Annotated in this window: 15 protein-coding genes; 2 read left to right on the top strand and 13 right to left on the bottom strand. The window is 71.8% G+C overall.

The window, feature by feature from the left end; translation table 11 throughout:
• Positions 1-240 precede the first annotated feature (240 nt).
• Together IEJ02_RS39885 and IEJ02_RS39880 are read right to left on the bottom strand one after the other, a co-directional pair.
• On the bottom strand, positions 241-567 hold the full coding sequence (locus tag IEJ02_RS39885; RefSeq protein ID WP_223865215.1) for an MFS transporter: 327 nt from the start codon (positions 565-567) through the stop codon (positions 241-243).
• A gap of 753 nt (positions 568-1,320) precedes the next feature.
• The gene (locus tag IEJ02_RS39880) at positions 1,321-2,313 is read right to left on the bottom strand and encodes a 4,5-dihydroxyphthalate decarboxylase (protein WP_191069262.1); all 993 of its coding nucleotides are present in this window, start codon (positions 2,311-2,313) and stop codon (positions 1,321-1,323) included.
• Positions 2,314-2,448: 135 nt separating this feature from the next.
• Here IEJ02_RS39880 and IEJ02_RS39875 point away from each other — a divergent pair, with 135 nt between their 5' ends.
• Positions 2,449-3,066, top strand: coding sequence for a TetR/AcrR family transcriptional regulator (locus IEJ02_RS39875; RefSeq protein WP_137976949.1), 618 nt, complete (start codon positions 2,449-2,451; stop codon positions 3,064-3,066).
• Between the two features lie 338 nt (positions 3,067-3,404).
• Complete coding sequence (locus IEJ02_RS39870; protein WP_191069261.1) at positions 3,405-4,091, top strand: phosphatase PAP2 family protein; 687 nt, start codon at positions 3,405-3,407, stop codon at positions 4,089-4,091.
• A 25-nt stretch (positions 4,092-4,116) separates the two neighbouring features.
• Here IEJ02_RS39870 and IEJ02_RS39865 read toward each other — a convergent pair whose 3' ends face one another.
• From IEJ02_RS39865 to IEJ02_RS39815, 11 genes are read right to left on the bottom strand one after another with little or no spacing between them, the layout of a single operon-like run.
• Positions 4,117-5,460 (bottom strand): glutamate-1-semialdehyde 2,1-aminomutase, encoded by a 1,344-nt coding sequence (locus tag IEJ02_RS39865; RefSeq protein WP_191069260.1) that lies wholly within the window; start codon positions 5,458-5,460, stop codon positions 4,117-4,119.
• A gap of 7 nt (positions 5,461-5,467) precedes the next feature.
• Positions 5,468-6,064 carry a dTDP-4-dehydrorhamnose 3,5-epimerase gene (rfbC, locus tag IEJ02_RS39860; RefSeq protein WP_191069259.1) on the bottom strand — a complete coding sequence of 199 codons (597 nt, stop codon included), beginning with the start codon at positions 6,062-6,064 and terminating at the stop codon, positions 5,468-5,470.
• Positions 6,061-7,287 carry a polysaccharide pyruvyl transferase family protein gene (locus IEJ02_RS39855; protein ID WP_191069258.1) on the bottom strand — a complete coding sequence of 409 codons (1,227 nt, stop codon included), beginning with the start codon at positions 7,285-7,287 and terminating at the stop codon, positions 6,061-6,063. The genes rfbC and IEJ02_RS39855 overlap by 4 nt, the downstream gene beginning before the upstream one ends.
• On the bottom strand, positions 7,284-8,231 hold the full coding sequence (locus tag IEJ02_RS39850; RefSeq protein WP_191069257.1) for a glycosyltransferase family 2 protein: 948 nt from the start codon (positions 8,229-8,231) through the stop codon (positions 7,284-7,286). Before IEJ02_RS39850 ends, IEJ02_RS39855 begins: the two co-directional genes overlap by 4 nt.
• Positions 8,228-9,535, bottom strand: a complete 1,308-nt coding sequence (locus tag IEJ02_RS39845; RefSeq protein ID WP_370467195.1) for an MATE family efflux transporter — start codon at positions 9,533-9,535, stop codon at positions 8,228-8,230. Before IEJ02_RS39845 ends, IEJ02_RS39850 begins: the two co-directional genes overlap by 4 nt.
• Positions 9,532-10,815: a DUF4910 domain-containing protein gene (locus tag IEJ02_RS39840; RefSeq protein ID WP_191069255.1), complete on the bottom strand. Its 1,284-nt coding sequence runs from the start codon at positions 10,813-10,815 to the stop codon at positions 9,532-9,534. Before IEJ02_RS39840 ends, IEJ02_RS39845 begins: the two co-directional genes overlap by 4 nt.
• Entirely contained in the window at positions 10,803-11,828 is a 1,026-nt protein-coding gene (locus tag IEJ02_RS39835; protein ID WP_191069254.1) for an NAD-dependent epimerase/dehydratase family protein, read from the bottom strand. Before IEJ02_RS39835 ends, IEJ02_RS39840 begins: the two co-directional genes overlap by 13 nt.
• Positions 11,829-11,831: 3 nt before the next feature.
• Positions 11,832-12,479, bottom strand: a complete 648-nt coding sequence (locus IEJ02_RS39830) for a PIG-L deacetylase family protein (protein ID WP_191069253.1) — start codon at positions 12,477-12,479, stop codon at positions 11,832-11,834.
• A complete protein-coding gene (locus tag IEJ02_RS39825; RefSeq protein ID WP_191069252.1) occupies positions 12,476-13,270 on the bottom strand; it encodes a glycosyltransferase family protein in 795 nt (264 codons plus the stop codon). Before IEJ02_RS39825 ends, IEJ02_RS39830 begins: the two co-directional genes overlap by 4 nt.
• Before the next feature lie 11 nt (positions 13,271-13,281).
• Entirely contained in the window at positions 13,282-14,517 is a 1,236-nt protein-coding gene (locus IEJ02_RS39820; RefSeq protein ID WP_191069251.1) for a class I SAM-dependent methyltransferase, read from the bottom strand.
• Positions 14,514-15,758, bottom strand: coding sequence for a glycosyltransferase (locus IEJ02_RS39815; protein WP_191069250.1), 1,245 nt, complete (start codon positions 15,756-15,758; stop codon positions 14,514-14,516). The genes IEJ02_RS39820 and IEJ02_RS39815 overlap by 4 nt, the downstream gene beginning before the upstream one ends.
• Position 15,759: the final 1 nt, after the last annotated feature.

Raw genomic sequence — 15,759 nt, 5'->3', positions numbered from 1 at the left:
CCTACCGCCGCGCGGACACCACAGGCCTCGGCCGGCGGACACCGCAAGATCCCCGGTGACCTGTGCGAGGGGGTTGGCAAGGGCCGTCGTCTGCCGCTACGTTCGAGGGTTCGGGCCGCTCGGGGGGAACGGTTGAGCGCGGGCTGACGTTCGTCACCAGGTGGAGCTGGGTGACGGCGCGGCGGTCGGTGTCAGGCCGCGCCGCTGTGCCGCGCCGCCAGCGTCCTCATTGTGCGCGCCCTAGCCCTCGACGCGCTTCAGGCCGCGCACGGCCGGGATCGCCAGCAGCAGGGCGCAGGCGACGAGCGCCATCGTCGCGGACACGCACAGCAGCGGCACCGTCCCCGCGACGAGCGCGAGCGGTCCCGCCAGCGCCTGCCCGACCGGCTTCATCACCAGCGAGCCGGCCGCGTCGTACGCGTGCACCCTGCCGAGGACGTCCTGCGGGATGTGCGTCTGCACGCTCGTGTGGAACATGACGATCCAGAACGCCATGCCCACACCGCTCACCCCGTAGCACCCGGCGATGAGCGGCGCGGGAAGGCCGAGAGCGACCCCCAACGGCATGAGCGCCCAAACGATCATGGAGAGGGCGCCGGCCCGGAGCGGATACCGCGGGCGGAACCTGATCGCGACGATCCCGCCCAGCACACTTCCCGCCCCGAGGGACGACATGACCAAGCCGAACGTCGATGCTCCGTAAGAAGATCGCGCTGCCCGCCCCGATCAGGGCCAGCAGCACCAGGATCTGCCACAGCTGCGGCGTATGCCGTTGATCCCGACCAAGGCGACAGTGTCGTGTCCCGGCCGTCCCTCAGTCAACGGAATATGTGCGCCGAGCCGGGAGCTTGCCGCTCAGTCGCATCGGCCGCACGGGTATCCACGCCGCACGGCGGACTGAGACGTGGCCAACCCCGGCACGGGCGCCCACCGGCCGCGGTGTGTGCGGGGCGGCGGCGGACCGTACGGCGACTGCCAGGCAGGCCGCTCGGTACGACCCGAGCGGCCCACGTCGCGACGGAGAACGATCGGCAGGCAGGTGGGCACGACCACCCAGTTCTTGGACACAGAGTTACACCGTTTCCAGTGAGAGGACCGCAGCGAAAAGGAGCACGGCGCACAGGTGCGACGCGCGACGGATCAGCGCTTGGGGGTCTCACTTGGTGTACATCGGCACGTCCTTGACGGGGTGATGGTGGGCGGGAGCACGGTAACCGCATACGGGAGCGCGGCTCCACTGATTTTCGACGGCCCGTTGACCTGCCGTCAGCCCCGGCACCCAGGAGGTCTCCATCAACCCGAACGTCGCTGCCGCCCGACTCAGGTGTCGAGGAGTTCCGGCACGACGATGTCCTCGCAGGTCAGCCGGTGCTTCGACAGGCCCTGCTCGTGGTGGTAGCGCAAGAAGGTGTCGATGGCCTTGCGGTTCGCGCCGATCCCGTAGGGCCACCAGTCGTCGCCGAGCAGCCGACGGTTCTTCTCGAACAGCGCGCTGAACCACGGCGTGACGACGCTCATGTGCTGCTTCGCGGCGTCGACGAGGTACTTCCGCTCGGCGAGCTCCTTGGCTTCCGTGAAGGCGTCGTAGACGGCCCGTGCGAGGCCCCGCCGCTGTGCCAGTTCCCTGCGGATCGCGACGATGTGCATCGGGGGGAAGATCCCGGTGCGGCGGTAGTAGTCGCGCTCGACGGCCTCGTAGTCGGGGAACAGTCGGGCGACCTTCGGCGAGCCGTCCAGCACCGCCTGCGGCACATCGATGGAGATCAGTGCGTCGATCTCGCCGGATTCGAGCATGGCGCCCAGGGTCCGGCCGTCCTCGGCGTGGCGCACATCGACGCCGTCCGGGACGGGCCGCGGGATCCAGTCGCAGGCGGGGATGGGGTGATTGGTGCCGCCGATGACCCAGCGGCACTGGTCGAGGGTCACGCCGTACTCGTCGGCCAGGATGCCCTTCGGCCAGATCCCGGCGTCGTGGCCGTAGAGCGTGAACTCGCCGACGGTCCTGCCGACGAGATCCCGCGGCTTCTCGATCCCGCTGGCGGTGTTCACGAAGATCGCCGAGTGGCGGAAGTTGCGGTTCGGCAGGATCGGCAGCGCCAGGAACGGCGCATCGTCGAGGTCGAAGGTGCGCAGGAAGTAGGTGAGACCGAGCTCGGCAAGGTCGTAGTGCCCCTCGATGGCGCGACGGAAGATGTCCGATACGAGGGGTGCCGTCTCGAACACCGCGTCCACCCCGTCGACCGCGACCCGGCCGTCGAACAGTGCCTCGGTGTGCTCGTAGGCGTATACGCCGATGCTCAGCTTCGTGCTCATCAGTGGATCTCTTCCCTGGGAGTTCGTGGGGAGCCCGCTTTCCGCTTCCGTAAATGACCATTCACTTTTATGGTGGTCCCGGAGCGGCCGAGCCGTCAAGGTGAATGGTCATTCACGATGAAAGGGGTCGTCGCCATGCCGCGCATCACAGCCGAGCGCCGCGAGGCCAAGCGCGCCGAGATCGTCGCGGCGGCCCGCCGCTGCTTCTCCCGCGACGGGTTCCACCAGAGCTCGATGCCGGACATCGCCGCGGAGGCGGGCGTCTCGGCCGGCGCGCCCTACCGCTACTTCGCGAGCAAGGAGGAGATCGTCCTCGCTATCGCGGGCGACGCGTTCCGGCTGATCTTCGAACCGGTTGAGCGGCTGGCCGACAGCACCGACGCCCCGTCCGTCGCGGAACTGGTGGCCGCCGCGCTCGACACGATCAGCGGCGAGACGGTGCGGGACGCGGCGGGGCACCCGGTCGCGGTCGACGAGCTGCTGCGCTGCGTCGTGCAGACGTGGTCGGAGGTGCTGCGCAACGACGAGGTGCGGGGCCCGGCCGCGGAGGGCTTCGAGAAGGTCCGGGCCAGTATCGCCGACGCGCTGCGCCGCGGCCGGGCCGCGGGCTCGGTGCCCGCCGCCGTGGACCCGGACCGCGGAGCCCGCGCGGTGATGGGGCTGCTGCACGGATTCCTGCTCCAGCGCGTGGCCTTCGGACTCGCGGACACGGCGGGCTTGGCGGACGACCTGCGTGCCGGGCTGATCTTGTGATGGGCGATGAGCGCGCCAAGCCGACGCGAAGGACGGCGAAGAGTTCATCGTCACGCGGCGAGCGGCAGCGACGCCGGCCGCCACGGCATTGATCTCCACCGCCGGGATTGACGAACTACCGGTAGGATGACGAGGAGAGGCTGACCCTGATGCGATGGGCCAAGTCGATGGCCGGGATGGCGAGTTCGGGGCCGCAGGGCTGACGGCTCCCGCGGAGTCGTACCGGCCGGGAGCGGGTGTCCGCGGGGGCGGAGACGGTCGCTGGAGGGTGGGTCGGACACGACGGGGGGCTCGCGTTGGATCGCCTGGCCGAAGCGGACACCGGACGCGGTGGGCGTGTGACCGGCCGGGCGGCGCCCGCGGTGCTGCCCCGGTCGCTGTGCGGGTGGCTCGGGCCGATCGCGGCCCTCGCCGCGCTGGTGGTCGGCGTGCTCGGGGTCCTGTACGCCGGTCATAGCGAGCCCGGCAGGGTAGACCGGTGGATCGTCCAGCCGACGGCGGACAGTGTGGGGCCGCCCTGGAGGCGCGTCGCCCTGGCCCTGGACTTCTTGGGGGAACCGGCCGGAGCGGCCACGCTGATCGTGGCCGCCGTGACGGGCTGTCTGCTGCTTCGGCGTCCTCGCGCGGCGGTGCTCGTCGTCGCGGGCGCCGCCATGACCGTCGGGGCGGCGACGCTGCTCAAGCATCTGGTGGGACGCACCATCCACGGCGACGGCAATCTGTCCTATCCGAGCGGGCACACCGCCTTCTTCACCGCACTCGCCGTCATCGTGGCGCTGCTCGCGACCGGCCGGTTCGGCCTCGGCAGGACGGCCGGCACGTCACTCGTGCTCGCCGCGGCGCTCGTGGCCGGCGGCGCGATGGGATGGGCACAGGTCGCCCTGGGCGCGCACTATTCGACCGATGTCCTCGGCGGCTGGTGCACCGCGCTGGCGGCGATTCCGGCGACCGCGTGGCTGGTCGATCGGGTGGCCGACTGGCTGGTCGATCGGATGGCCGACGCCCGTCGGCGCGACCGTCGCTGACGTCACATCACGTCACGTCGTCACGTCATGCCAAGCGGCGGAATACGGGCTTCACCGGTCGTCCGCCCAGCCAGGGGGTGGGGTCAGCGGCCTCCAGCGCCTTCCGGTACACCCCACATGCCTGGGCCACCACGGCCACGGTGTGATCGATGTCTGCGTCGCTGAGCGCGCTGCTCACCACGAACGACGGGGCGAGCACCCCGCCCGCGAGGAGCCGGCGCAGGAACAGGGTGCGGTACCGCTGCGACGGCTGCCCGTTCTCGTCGAGGGTGGCGAACACCAGGTTGCTGGCCCGGCCCCGGACGACGATGTGATCGCTCACGCCCATGCTCGCCGCCGCCTCGCGGACACCGGCGGCCAACTTCTCGCCGAGGGCGTGCAGCCGCGCGCTGACGCCCTCTTCGGCGTAGATGGTCTGCACGGCCATCGCGGCGGCCAGCGAATGCGTTTCCGCACCGTGCGTGGTGGACAGCAGGAACACCCGGTCGCCGGAGTGGCGCAAGCCCCCCAGCTCCATCAGATCGCGGCGCCCGGCCAGCGCGGAGACGGCGAATCCGTTACCCAGGGCCTTGCCGAACGTGGAGAGGTCGGGGACGACGCCGTACAGGCCCTGAGCGCCCGCCTCGGACCAGCGGAAGCCGGTGATCATCTCATCGAAGACCAGTACGCAGCCGTGCCGGTCGGCCAGCTCGCGCAGACCGGCGAGGTAGCCGGGCGGAGGCTCGGTGTGGGTGGCGGGTTCGAGGATCAGGCAGGCGACCTCGTCCTGGTACCGGGCGAGCAGTTCCTCCGTGGCGGCCAGGTCCCCGTAAGGGAACGCCACGGTGAGCTCGGTGGTCGCCGCCGGAACACCGGCGGACATCGGCGTGGTGCCGATGAACCAGTCGTCGATGGAGAAGAACGGATGGTCGGCGCAGATGGCCACCCGTGGGCGCCCGGTGGCGGCGCGGGCGAGGCGCACCGCGGCGGTGGTGGCGTCGGAGCCGTTCTTCGCGAACTTCACCATCTCGGCGGTCGGCACCGTGGCCAGGAAGCGTTCCGCGGCTTCGACCTCCACGATGGACGGCCGGACGAAGTTGCCGCCGCGGTCGAGTTCCCGCCGCACCGCCTCGAGCACGCGTGGGTGGGCGTGGCCGAGGCTGACCGACCGCAGGCCGGACCCGTACTCGACGTAGCGGTTGCCGTCGATGTCCCACACGTGGGCACCGCGGCCGTGGCTGATGACCGGGGCCAGGTTCTGGGGGTACTGGTCGTCGCCCTTGGCGTAGGTGTGCGCGCCCCCGGGGATCATGGCGTGCAGCCGCTCGTTCGCCAGCCGCGACCGGGGCAGGCGGAACTCCGCGGTTCCTTCGGTGGATCCGGTGTCCAAGCCGACTTCACCCTTCCTTGTGCTTCAGCACCTCGTGCTTCAGGACCTCGTGCTTCAGGACCTCGTGCTTCAGGACCTCGGCGAGGCTCGGCGCCTCCCGGTCCCGCTGGGACATCGATGTGACCGGCAGCGGCCAGTCAATGGCGAGTTCCGGGTCGTCGAAGGCGATCGTCACGTCCTCGGACGGATCGTGCGGACGGTCGATCCGGTACGAGGTGTCGGCGGTTTCGGTCAGCGCCTGGAAGCCGTGCGCGCACCCCGCCGGGATGTACAGGGTCGCCTGCGTCTCTCCGGACAGTTCGAAGGAGACCCGGCCCAGGTAGGTCGGCGAGTCCGGGCGCAGGTCCACGACGACGTCGAAGATCCTCCCGTACGAGCACCGCACCAGCTTGGCCTCGCCGGCGCCGGAGCGCAGGTGCAGGCCGCGCAGCACGCCCCGGACCGAGCGGGACACGCTGTCCTGGACGAAGGCGTGCGGGTCGAGGCCCACCGAGCGGACCACGTCGGCGTCGAAGGTGCGGCAGAAGAAGCCGCGCTCGTCGGCGTACGGCGTCGGCTCGAACAGATACACGCCGGCGATCTCCGGGACTTCGGTCGCTTTCACGGTGCCTCCCGATGCGCGTGGGCGTGTGCGTGGTCTGTCGTCGGGAACAGGGCGGCGGTCAACGCGGCGAACTGGTGGGCGAGTTGCCGTGCGGCGTCCCGGTTCCGCTCGGTGAGGGTCCGCCGCAGCTCGGCCGAGTGCTTCTCCAGGTCCCGGAACTGTTCGAGCAGCCGGTCGGCGTCGACCTCGCGTGCCGGGTGGCAGTACGCGCCGAGGCCCATCCGGTCCATGAGCGCGTCGCTCTTCGCCGCATAGCAGAGGGCGAGCACGGGCGTTCCGGTCTTCAGCGCGCAGATCAGGTTGTGGTACCGGACGGCCACCACGGCGTCGGCGGCCGCCATCTCGTTCATCAGGTCGGCCAGTGAGGCCGGTTCGGCAGCGCTGACCAGTGGCGAGTCCACCGCGTCGAGGATCGCGGCGACCACCGACAGATCGCACTGGTCGCCGGTGAGCAGCCGGACCGGTCTGCCCTCCTCGACCAGCGCGCGGACGAACCGGATCGTCCCGTCGAGGTAGCGCCGGTATATCTCGTCGGCCCGGGCGCGGTCGTCGTTGCCGCCGTGGAAGTCCATGACGCCGAGGCAGACGGGACCCGGCGTGCCGGTGGGGGTGCTCGCCGGTGGTGTCGGCAGGGAGAACGCGAGATCCGGGTAGACCTCGTCACGCGTGGTGTTCACGCCCATCGCCCGCATGGCGTCGCGGGACTGGGCGTCCCGGTACGACCGGTACGCGGCCAGCCGCGCCGACCAGCGCACCAGGGCCCGGGTCGGCCGGTTGCGGATCTCGGCGGCGCCGACGCTGACCAGCGCGACCCGGGTGCGCAGCAGCCGGCCGCTCGCGCAGAGCAGGAACAGCGAGTACGGGAAGCCCCACGGCCGCAGCGGCAGGGTGGCCTCCAGGACGCCCATGCCCGGCACGATCACGACGTCGTGCCGGCGCACCCAGGCGGCGGTGCGGAAGACGTCGACGAGTTTGCCCAGGCCCTTCGCCGCGATGGCGCCCGCCCGGGACGCGGTCCGGTACTCCGCGCGATTCCAGTGCAGCCGCGTCGCGGGGATCCCGAACGTGGCCGTCACCGCCTCAGGTCCGCCGCACAGCGCGTCCACGACCGCGTCCGGGTGCTCGGCGCGGAGATAGCCGAGCACGGCCTCGAGCGACCCGTCGTTGCCGAGGTTGCCGGAGCCGAGCAGGCCGAACACCCCCACACGTGGCGACGTCCTCATGCCCGCCTCCCTTCCCGCCCGGCGACGAGGGCGTCGACGGAGACCGTGAGCAGCGCCGGGTCGACCGGGGCGCGGTCCTCGACCCGCTCACCGGCGCCCGGCCGGACCCGGCTGGTCAGCCAGGCGGCCAGGTGGCGGTAGCAGGCGCGCCGGTCGGCCGGGGACAACGGGGCCCGCCGGATCGCCGAGGCGAAACCCCAGACGTACTCGGCGAGCAGCCGGGGCGTCGGGTGCAGCGGGCCCGCCCGGCGCGGGTCCAGGTTGACGCACCGGGAGCGCTTGGACGGGTTCGCCCGCTCGGCGCGGGTGGGGTGGTCGCGGCGGAAGTAGAGGAGTTCCGGCACCTGGTGGAAGCGCCCGTGCAGGGCGATCTCGGCGACGAACGTGCGGTCCGCGTGGTGGTAGCTGTCCATCGGCCTCACCCGGCGCAGCGCGGCGGCCCGGATCACCCCGTAGAAGTCGTCACCGCCGGGCTCGAACAGCATGGAGCGGAAGCGCTCCGGCGGGTGCGGTGAGTCGGTGGCGAGCGTGTACTCGTACGGGACCTTCACCTGGCCGTCGCCGTCGATGACCGCCTGGTCGGCGTGTGCGAGGATCACGTCCGGCCGCTCGTCCAGCGCCTGGACGCAAGCCCGCAGCAGATCGCGGGCGTAGAGGTCGTCGTGCGAGGCCCACTTGAACAGCTCGCCGCGGCACTGGGTGAACACGTAGTTGTGGTTCGGCGTGGCGCCGACGTTCCGGGGCAGCCGGAGGTACCGGACGCGCGCGTCCATGGCGGCGTACGTGCGGCAGATGTCCTCGGTCCCGTCGGTCGAGGCGTTGTCGGAGATGACCAGTTCGAAGTCCTCGTAGGTCTGGCCGAGCAGCGCGTCGAGCGACTCGGCCAGGTACTCCTCGCCGTTGTACACGGGCAGGCCGATGCTCAGCCTGGGTTGGGCGGTCATGGCGTCCTCACTTCGGGGATGGAGTCTTGGTGGTGCTCGCGCAGGGCGGACCGCAGGTGCAGCCACCACACGGCCGAGCCGCTGACGGTCGCGGCGGCGACACCCCAGGCCGAGCCGACCGTGCCGGCCACGGCCGCGCCGCCGAGCCCGCCGCCGACGTAAGCGGCGGAGGCGAACAACTGGGAGCGCAGGCTGCGCCGGGCCGCGCCGAGCGCGCGCAGCCCGGCCGCCGCGCCGGTGCCGAGGCCCGCGCCCGCGACACTGAAGGTGATGGCCGCGATGAGCTGCGAGGCGGAGTGCCAGACGTCGCCGAGCACCAGATCGCCGAGCCGGTTCGGCAGCAGGAGCAGCGACCCGCCCCACAGCAGCGCGGCGGCGGCCTGTCCGCCGCCCAGCAGGAGACAGAACTTGCCGAGGCGGTGCGGGGACTGCCGCAGCACCCGTGCCGCCTCCGGGACGGTGACCAGCGAAAGGCCCATCAGTACGGCGAGGAAGGGGCCCATCAGGAGCTCGGCACCCCGCACCGCGCCCACCGCCCCGACCCCGACGATCGCGCCGAGCCCGTAGGCCCGCAGCTGGCTGGCGCCGCTGAGGCTGACGTTTTCGACCAGGTACCGGTAGCCGAGATCGCGCTGCTCGCGCAGCCACCCGCGCGCCTCGGTCATCCGGGGCCGGATGCCGGACTGGAGGCAGCCGTACGCGGCGGCCACCGCGGCGGACGCGCCCCAGGCAAGCACGAACGAGGCCACACTGCCCACGCGGGCCGCCACGATCATGGCCGGGACGAGTGCCACGCACCACACGACGTCGTTGAGGAAGGCCTTGCGCCCGTTGCCCGCAGCGAAGAACGAGAACCGCCAGGCGTCCTGCAGCAGCAGCCCCGGCAGCATGACGCCGAGGCAGACGAACGCGGGCCCCACGCGGCCGCCGAGGGCCGGCCCGACCACCAGACACGCCGCGCCGATGGCCGCGCCCACACCGAGCGCGGTACCCGTCGACCGGGCCACCGCCCCGCGCCAGGACGCGTCCGGCACGCCGCTGAAGCGCACCACGAGCGGATCGGTGGCCAGCCCGCGGGAGACGTTGAGCACCACGCCGTACGTCACCCAGGCGAGGCTGAACACGCCGAACGCGGTCACCCCCAGCGAGCGGGCCACGTAGATGCCCACCGCGAAGTTGGAGATGCTGGAGGCCGCCTGGTCGGCCAGTCCCCAGGACAGCCGGCCGACGAGGGCCCGCTTGGCGGATCCGGCCGGTGGCGCCGTTGGCTGCGGATTCCCTCCCTCGGTGGGCATCGGCGTCATGCCTTGATCAGCCCGGCGCCGTGCAGGGCGCCGGCCGCGTCGGCGACGGTGTCGAACGGCAGCCCGGACCGCTCGGCGACATCGAGCAGACTGTGCTCGCCGTCGGAGAGGTTGAGCACCCACAGCATGGCCATCTGGGCCTGCTTGGTGTCGCTGCGGCCGCCGAGCGCGTCGTACAACCCGCGTCGGCCCAGCTGTGGTTCGCCGTAGGGGCTGAGGTTGAGGTACCGCCGGTTGCGGTCGAGGACGGCGAACGCCTCGCGGCAGACGGCAAGGGTGTCCGCCATCGCCTCCGGGGAGACGAAGTCCAGGTTGTCCGCCGAGGTGTGGTACTCGGGGTAGCCCGCGTACGGGGTCCGGGTGAGCGAGCCCACGCCGAGATCGAACCCGGGCGAGCAGTACTGCCGCTCGTCGTAGCCGTACGGGGTGAACTCGGCAACGGTGTGGGGGCGTTCGGAGGCGGCCAGCACGTGCCGCATCACCCGGTCGATCTCCGCGTCGCCGCGCCTGCTCTGCTTGTACGTCAGTGAGCCGGGGTCGCCGGCGCAGGCCAGCACCAGGCCGTGCTTGACCCGGTCCACCCGCTCCGCGTTGTGGGCCAGCCAGGTGATGGCCCCGATGGTGCCGGGGGCGAAGATGAACCGGTAGGTGTAGTACGGCGTTTTCGCCGCCAGCTCCCGGGCCAGGAACGTCGCCACCGCGACGCCGGCCATGTTGTCGTTGGCCAGCGACGGGTGGCAGACGTGGCAGGAGACGATCACCTCGTCGGCGATCTGCCCGGGGACGATGTGCTCGGCGTAGGTGAGGTGGCCGTCGGCGAGTGTGGAGTCGACGCACACCTCGTACTCGCCGTCCGGCATCGCGTCCAGGGTCTCCTGGGCCAGGCAGAACCCCCACTCCGGTGTGTAGTAGCTGGTGCGGTACGGCACCCAGGACGGGTGGTCCGGCAGGGTGTGCAGGTGGGCGCGGAGTTCGGCCAGCGGCATGGTCCGCGACACCGGCACGCTGTAGCCGAGCACGTGCAGGCTGGACGCGGCGAAGTCGACGACCCGGTTGCCGGCCGTGTCGGCGATGTACGCGTCCCGGATGTTCCACTCCTGCGGCACCGTCCAGTCGAGCACCTGGGTCCCGGTCGGCACCTCGTGCACCTGCAGCGGGATGTACTCGCCGACGATCTTCAAGGTGGCGCGCACACCGTCGCCGGTGATGCTCCGGCAGAGCGGGTACAGCCGCTCCACCAGCGCGTACATCTCCTCGCCGCGCTCGGTCACCGGCGCCACCGCAGGGTGTCGTCGACGGTGCCGGCCTCGGACGCCGCGCGCAGCACGGCGAGCCGGGTGAAGCGCCGGTCGAAGTCCTCCCGGGTCAGGTCGAACTTCCGGTAGGCGTCGGCGAGTTCGAGCGCGCCCCGCTTCACCGTCCACTCGCAGTCGAAGCCGGGGATCGCGGCGCGGAACCGGGAGAAGTCCACCCGGTACGACCGTGGGTCGGCGCCGTTCTCCCCGGTGATCCTCACCTTCGCGCCGGGCACCGCCTCGGCGACCTGCTCGGCGATCTCGGCGACCGTGACGTTGTTGGTCTCGCTGCCGATGTTGAACGCCCGGTCGTGCACCGCGTCGCGCGGCGCGGTCAGCGCGGCCGTGAAGGCGCGTGCGATGTCGACGGCGTGCACCAGCGGGCGCCAGGGGGTGCCGTCGGAGAGCACCAGCACCTCGCCGGACAGCAGCGCGTGGCCCACCAGGTTGTTCAGCACGATGTCGGCGCGCAGCCGGGGCGAGTAGCCGAAGGCGGTGGCGTTGCGCATGAACACCGGGGTGAAGTCGCCGTCGGCGAGCTCGTGCAGGTCGTCCTCGACGCGCACCTTGGACTCCGCGTACGGCGTCACCGGGCGCAGCGGGGCGTCCTCGGCCACCAGCTCGTCGCCGCCGGCGGCGCCGTAGACCGAGCAGGTCGACGCGTACAGGAAGCGCCGCACTCCGGCGTCGCGGGCCAGCCGGGCCAGCCGCACGGACGCGTGGTGGTTGATGTCGTAGGTGAGTTCCGGCGCCAGCGATCCCAGCGGGTCGTTGGAGAGCGCGGCCAGGTGGATCACGGCGTCGACCCCGGCCACGTGTTCGGCCGTGACGTCGCGCAGGTCCACCCGGTGCCCCGGCCGGTCGGCGGGTGTCGGGCCGAGGACACTGTCGGCGAACAGGCCGGAGTCGAGGCCGACGACATCGTGCCCGGCGGCGGCGAGGACCGGGGCCATGACGGTGCCCAGATAGCCCTGGTGTCCGGTCAGCAGTACGCGCAAGGTTCAACCCCCCAGGTTGAGCGTGAGTTTGGTGACGGCGAACGCTTCGGCGTATCGCTCGTGGCATTCGATGCCGCGGATCCGCGCGAGGCCGAGGAAGGCCTCCCGGTCGTACCAGGGCCGGTGGCGCTGCGAGGGGTAGTGCTCCCGCAGCAGCCGCACCTTCTCCTCGGCGATCTCCGGCGACAGTGGCTGGTACGCGGCCATCCGGCCGAGGTCGCCGTCCCATTTGACGATCTCGTAGCCGAGGACCAGGTGGTCGCGGAAGGCGGTGGGGATCAGCCGCGCCAGGCCGCGGTGGTCCTGGTGGGCGTCGTCGGTGCGCGGCGCCAGGATCAGGTCCGGGTCGGTCCGCGCGCGCAGTTCCTCGACCGCGGCCTTGGCCTCTTCCCAGTGCGCGGGCAGCCGGCCGTCGGGGAGCTTGTGCACGGTCAGCCGCAGGTCGGCGCCCGGGCAGAAGGCGGCGAGGGCGGCCTGCTCCTCCTGCTCCCGCTCGCTGCCGCCGCCGGAGAGCACCAAGGCGTCGACGCGCAGCCCCGGCCGTGCGAGGCACATCGCGAGCAGCGTGCCGCCCGCGCCGATGGCGATGTCGTCGCAGTGCGCGCCCACCGCGACGATCCGGTCCGGGGGCCCGGCCCCGAGCCGGATCACGCCCGTGCTCCGGCGCTGTCCCGCTCCCACACCGCCCACGGGCGGTCGCCCCGGGCGTAGGCGGCGTCGAGCGCGGCCCGCTCCTTCACGGTGTCGGTCGGCTTCCAGAAGCCGCGGTGCTGGTGCGCCACCAACCGGCCCCGCTTGGCCAGTTGGGCACATCCGTCGGCCACCAGGTCCCCGTTCTCGGGGATGTGGTCGAAGACCTCCTGGCGGAGCACGAAGTAGCCGCCGTTCTCCCACAGTGGCAGTTCGCTCACCGCGGTGATGCCCCCCACCAGGCCGTCCTCGCCCAGGTCCACGCAGTGGAACGAGGACTGCGGCGGCACCACCATCATCGACGCACCGGCGTCGCGCCGCGCGAAGGAGTCGATCATCTCCGGCAGCGGGGCGTCGGTGAGCACGTCGGCGTAGTTGGCGAGGAACATCTCGTCGCCGTCCAGGTGGTGCCGCACCCGGCGCAGTCGCTCCCCGATCGGCGACTCGACGCCGGTCTGCGCGAACGTGATCGTCCAATCCGAGATGTCGGTGGACAGCAGCTCGGTCCGACCGCCTCGCAGCACGAAGTCGTTGGACGTCGTCTCCTCGTAGTTGAGGAAGAAGTCCTTGATGTGATGGGCCCCGTATCCGAGGCAGAGGATGAACTCCGTGTGCCCGAAATGCGCGTAGTAGCGCATGACGTGCCAAATCAGCGGCCTGGGGCCGACCATCGCCATCGGCTTGGGCACGTCGTCCGCGGCACCGCTGCGCATCCGCATCCCGTAACCGCCGCAGAACAGAACGACCTTCATGCTGTGCCCTTTCACGACGCGACCTGGACAATGCTCAGTTCGGGGATGGGAAAGACCAGTCGGCCGCCCCAGTCGTGCACGAAGGACAGCTGCTCGACCAGCTCGGCCCGCAGGTTCCACGGGAGGACGAGCACGTAGTCCGGCTTGTCGGCGGCTATCCGCTCGGGCGGCAGGATCGGGATGCGGGTGCCCGGGGTGAACCTGCCGTGCTTGTAGGGGTTGCGGTCGACCGTGTACGGGAGCAGGTCGGGCCGGATGCCGCAGTGGTTGAGCAGGGTGTTGCCCTTGCCCGGGGCGCCGTAGCCGACGACCGTCTCGCCGCGCTCGGCCGCTGTGATGAGGAACCGCAGCAGGTCCCGGCGCACCTTGGCCACGCGGTCGGAGAACTCGGTGTACCCCGACAGCTCCCGCAGCCCGGCGGCCTTCTCCCGGGCCAGCACGTCCGCCACCCGGCCGGTCGGCTCGCCGGCCACCTCTACCGGCCGGGCCCACAGCCGGATGGAACCGCCGTGCGTGGGCAGCAGCTCGACGTCCACGAGGGCGAGTCCGCCACTCGCCAGCGCCCGGATCGCGGACGCGACCGTGTAGTACTGGAAGTGCTCGTGGTAGATCGTGTCGTACTGGTTCTCCTCGATCAGGGTCAGCAGGTGCTGCACCTCGATGGAGACCCAGCCGTCGTCGGCGACCAGGGCGCGCAGCCCCCGGGTGAAGCCGACCACGTCGGGGATGTGCGCATACACGTTGTTGGCCACGACCAGGTTTGCCGGGCCGTGCTCTTCGCGGACGGCCGAGCCGGTGTCCGGGCTCAGGAACGCCGTGAGCGTGGGCACACCCGCCTCCCGCGCCGCGGCGCCGACGTTCACCGACGGCTCGATGCCGAGGCAGCGGATCCCGCGGTCCACCACGTGCCTCAGCAGGTACCCGTCGTTGCTCGCGACCTCGACCACGAAGGCGTCGGCGCCGAGGCCAAGGCGCTGTACCGCGTCGGTGACGAACGTGCGCGCGTGCTCCACCCAGGACGTCGAGTAGGAGGAGAAGTACGCGTACTCGCTGAACGTGTCCTCCGGCGTGATCAGCGGAGGGATCTGCGCGAGCCAGCAGTCGGTGCAGACCCGCAGGTGCAGCGGGTACGCGGGCTCCGGCTCGTCCAGTTGGTCCGCGGCGAGAAAGCTCTCACATGGCGGCGTCGCCCCGAGGTCGACGACGCTCGCCATCGCTTCCGAGCCGCAGAGTCGGCATCGTGTCATCTACTGTCCCCATCCCCCCTGCTCGCGCGGGAGTCCCCGCCGCGAGCCAGTGCTGACCGACCCGCGATCGCGGTGCGGTACTCCTCCAGCAGGCGCTCCAGCCCGACGGCCGGGCTGAAACCCTGTTCGTAACGGAGCCGGGCCGCCTGGCCCATCTCCCGGCCCAGGGCCGGCTCGGCCGCGATCCGGCGTATGCGGGACGCGAGCGAGGCGGCCTCGCCCGGCCGGTGCAGCAGCCCGGTCACGCCGTCCTCGACGAGTTCGACGAAGGCGCCGTGGCCGGCGGCGACGACCGGGACCCCGGCCGCCATCGCCTCCACGGCCACCAGGCCGAACGCCTCCAGCCATGTCGAGGGAGCCACCACGGCGACCGATCGCGCGATGGCCTTGGCGCACTCCGCCGGGTCCAACAGGCCGACGTAAGCCACGTCGTCCCGGCCCGCCGCCCAGGCGGTCACCTCTGGCTCCAGTGGCCCCGCACCGGCGATCACGAGCGGTACGCCCACACCGCCGCCCGCCGCGAGCCCGTCCCACGCGGCCATGAGCAGCCGTACCCCCTTGGCCTCCGCGAGCCGGCCGAGATAGAGCAGATGCTCTCCCCCGCCCACTCGGCGGGCGCCCGGGTCGGGCACGAAGTTGTGCTTCACCGCCAGCCGCTCGGCCGGCATACCGGCCCGCACCAGGACGTCGCGCTGCGCCGCGGAGATGCAGAAGAACCGCTCCACACCGGACCACCACCGCCGCCGGTTGACCGACAGGCTGACCGCGAGCGGCACCGTCGCGAGGCGGGACTTGCGGTAGCAGCCGTGCCGGACGGCGGGCAGCGGCACCTTCGACCCGACGCACTCGGCGCACGGCCGACCATCCCGCTGCAGCGTGCCGGGCGGGCAGACCTGGGCGTAGTTGTGCAGCGTGGCGACGGCGGGCACGCCGGCGTCGGCGCAGGCGGCAACCACCGCGGGCGACAGGAGCGGGAAGACGTTGTGGATGTGGACCACGTCCGGCCGCTCGGCGCGCAGCCGGGCGGCGAGCTCCGCGCGGACCGCCGGGTTCCACGGCACCCGCAGGGGCACCGCGGCCTTGGCGAGCAGGGACATGGCGGCGATGTCGTCGCTGCGCCGCTCGAACACCCCCACCTGATGGCCGGCCGCGCGCAGCAGCTCCACCTCCTGGTCGACGACCTTGTTCTCCCCGCTCGGCTGGGCCGAGGCGTAGCGGTTGTGCACCACGAGGACGCGCATG

Source organism: Streptomyces sp. 5-10, from assembly GCF_014712245.1.
GTDB lineage: Bacteria > Actinomycetota > Actinomycetes > Streptomycetales > Streptomycetaceae > Streptomyces > Streptomyces violaceusniger.
The sequence above is the reverse complement of the archived record's forward strand: the minus strand, read 5'-3'. Positions and strand labels throughout refer to the sequence as shown.

What these genes read in the sequence shown, in the direction of transcription:
- IEJ02_RS39885 (WP_223865215.1), bottom strand. Translation starts at nt 567, where the DNA reads ATGCCGTTGGGGGTCGCTCTCGGCCTTCCCGCGCCGCTCATCGCCGGG.
- IEJ02_RS39880 (WP_191069262.1), bottom strand. Translation starts at nt 2,313, where the DNA reads ATGAGCACGAAGCTGAGCATCGGCGTATACGCCTACGAGCACACCGAG.
- IEJ02_RS39875 (WP_137976949.1), top strand. Translation starts at nt 2,449, where the DNA reads ATGCCGCGCATCACAGCCGAGCGCCGCGAGGCCAAGCGCGCCGAGATC.
- IEJ02_RS39855 (WP_191069258.1), bottom strand. Translation starts at nt 7,287, where the DNA reads ATGAGGACGTCGCCACGTGTGGGGGTGTTCGGCCTGCTCGGCTCCGGC.
- IEJ02_RS39850 (WP_191069257.1), bottom strand. Translation starts at nt 8,231, where the DNA reads ATGACCGCCCAACCCAGGCTGAGCATCGGCCTGCCCGTGTACAACGGC.
- IEJ02_RS39845 (WP_370467195.1), bottom strand. Translation starts at nt 9,535, where the DNA reads ATGACGCCGATGCCCACCGAGGGAGGGAATCCGCAGCCAACGGCGCCA.
- IEJ02_RS39825 (WP_191069252.1), bottom strand. Translation starts at nt 13,270, where the DNA reads ATGAAGGTCGTTCTGTTCTGCGGCGGTTACGGGATGCGGATGCGCAGC.
- IEJ02_RS39820 (WP_191069251.1), bottom strand. Translation starts at nt 14,517, where the DNA reads ATGACACGATGCCGACTCTGCGGCTCGGAAGCGATGGCGAGCGTCGTC.
- IEJ02_RS39815 (WP_191069250.1), bottom strand. Translation starts at nt 15,758, where the DNA reads ATGCGCGTCCTCGTGGTGCACAACCGCTACGCCTCGGCCCAGCCGAGC.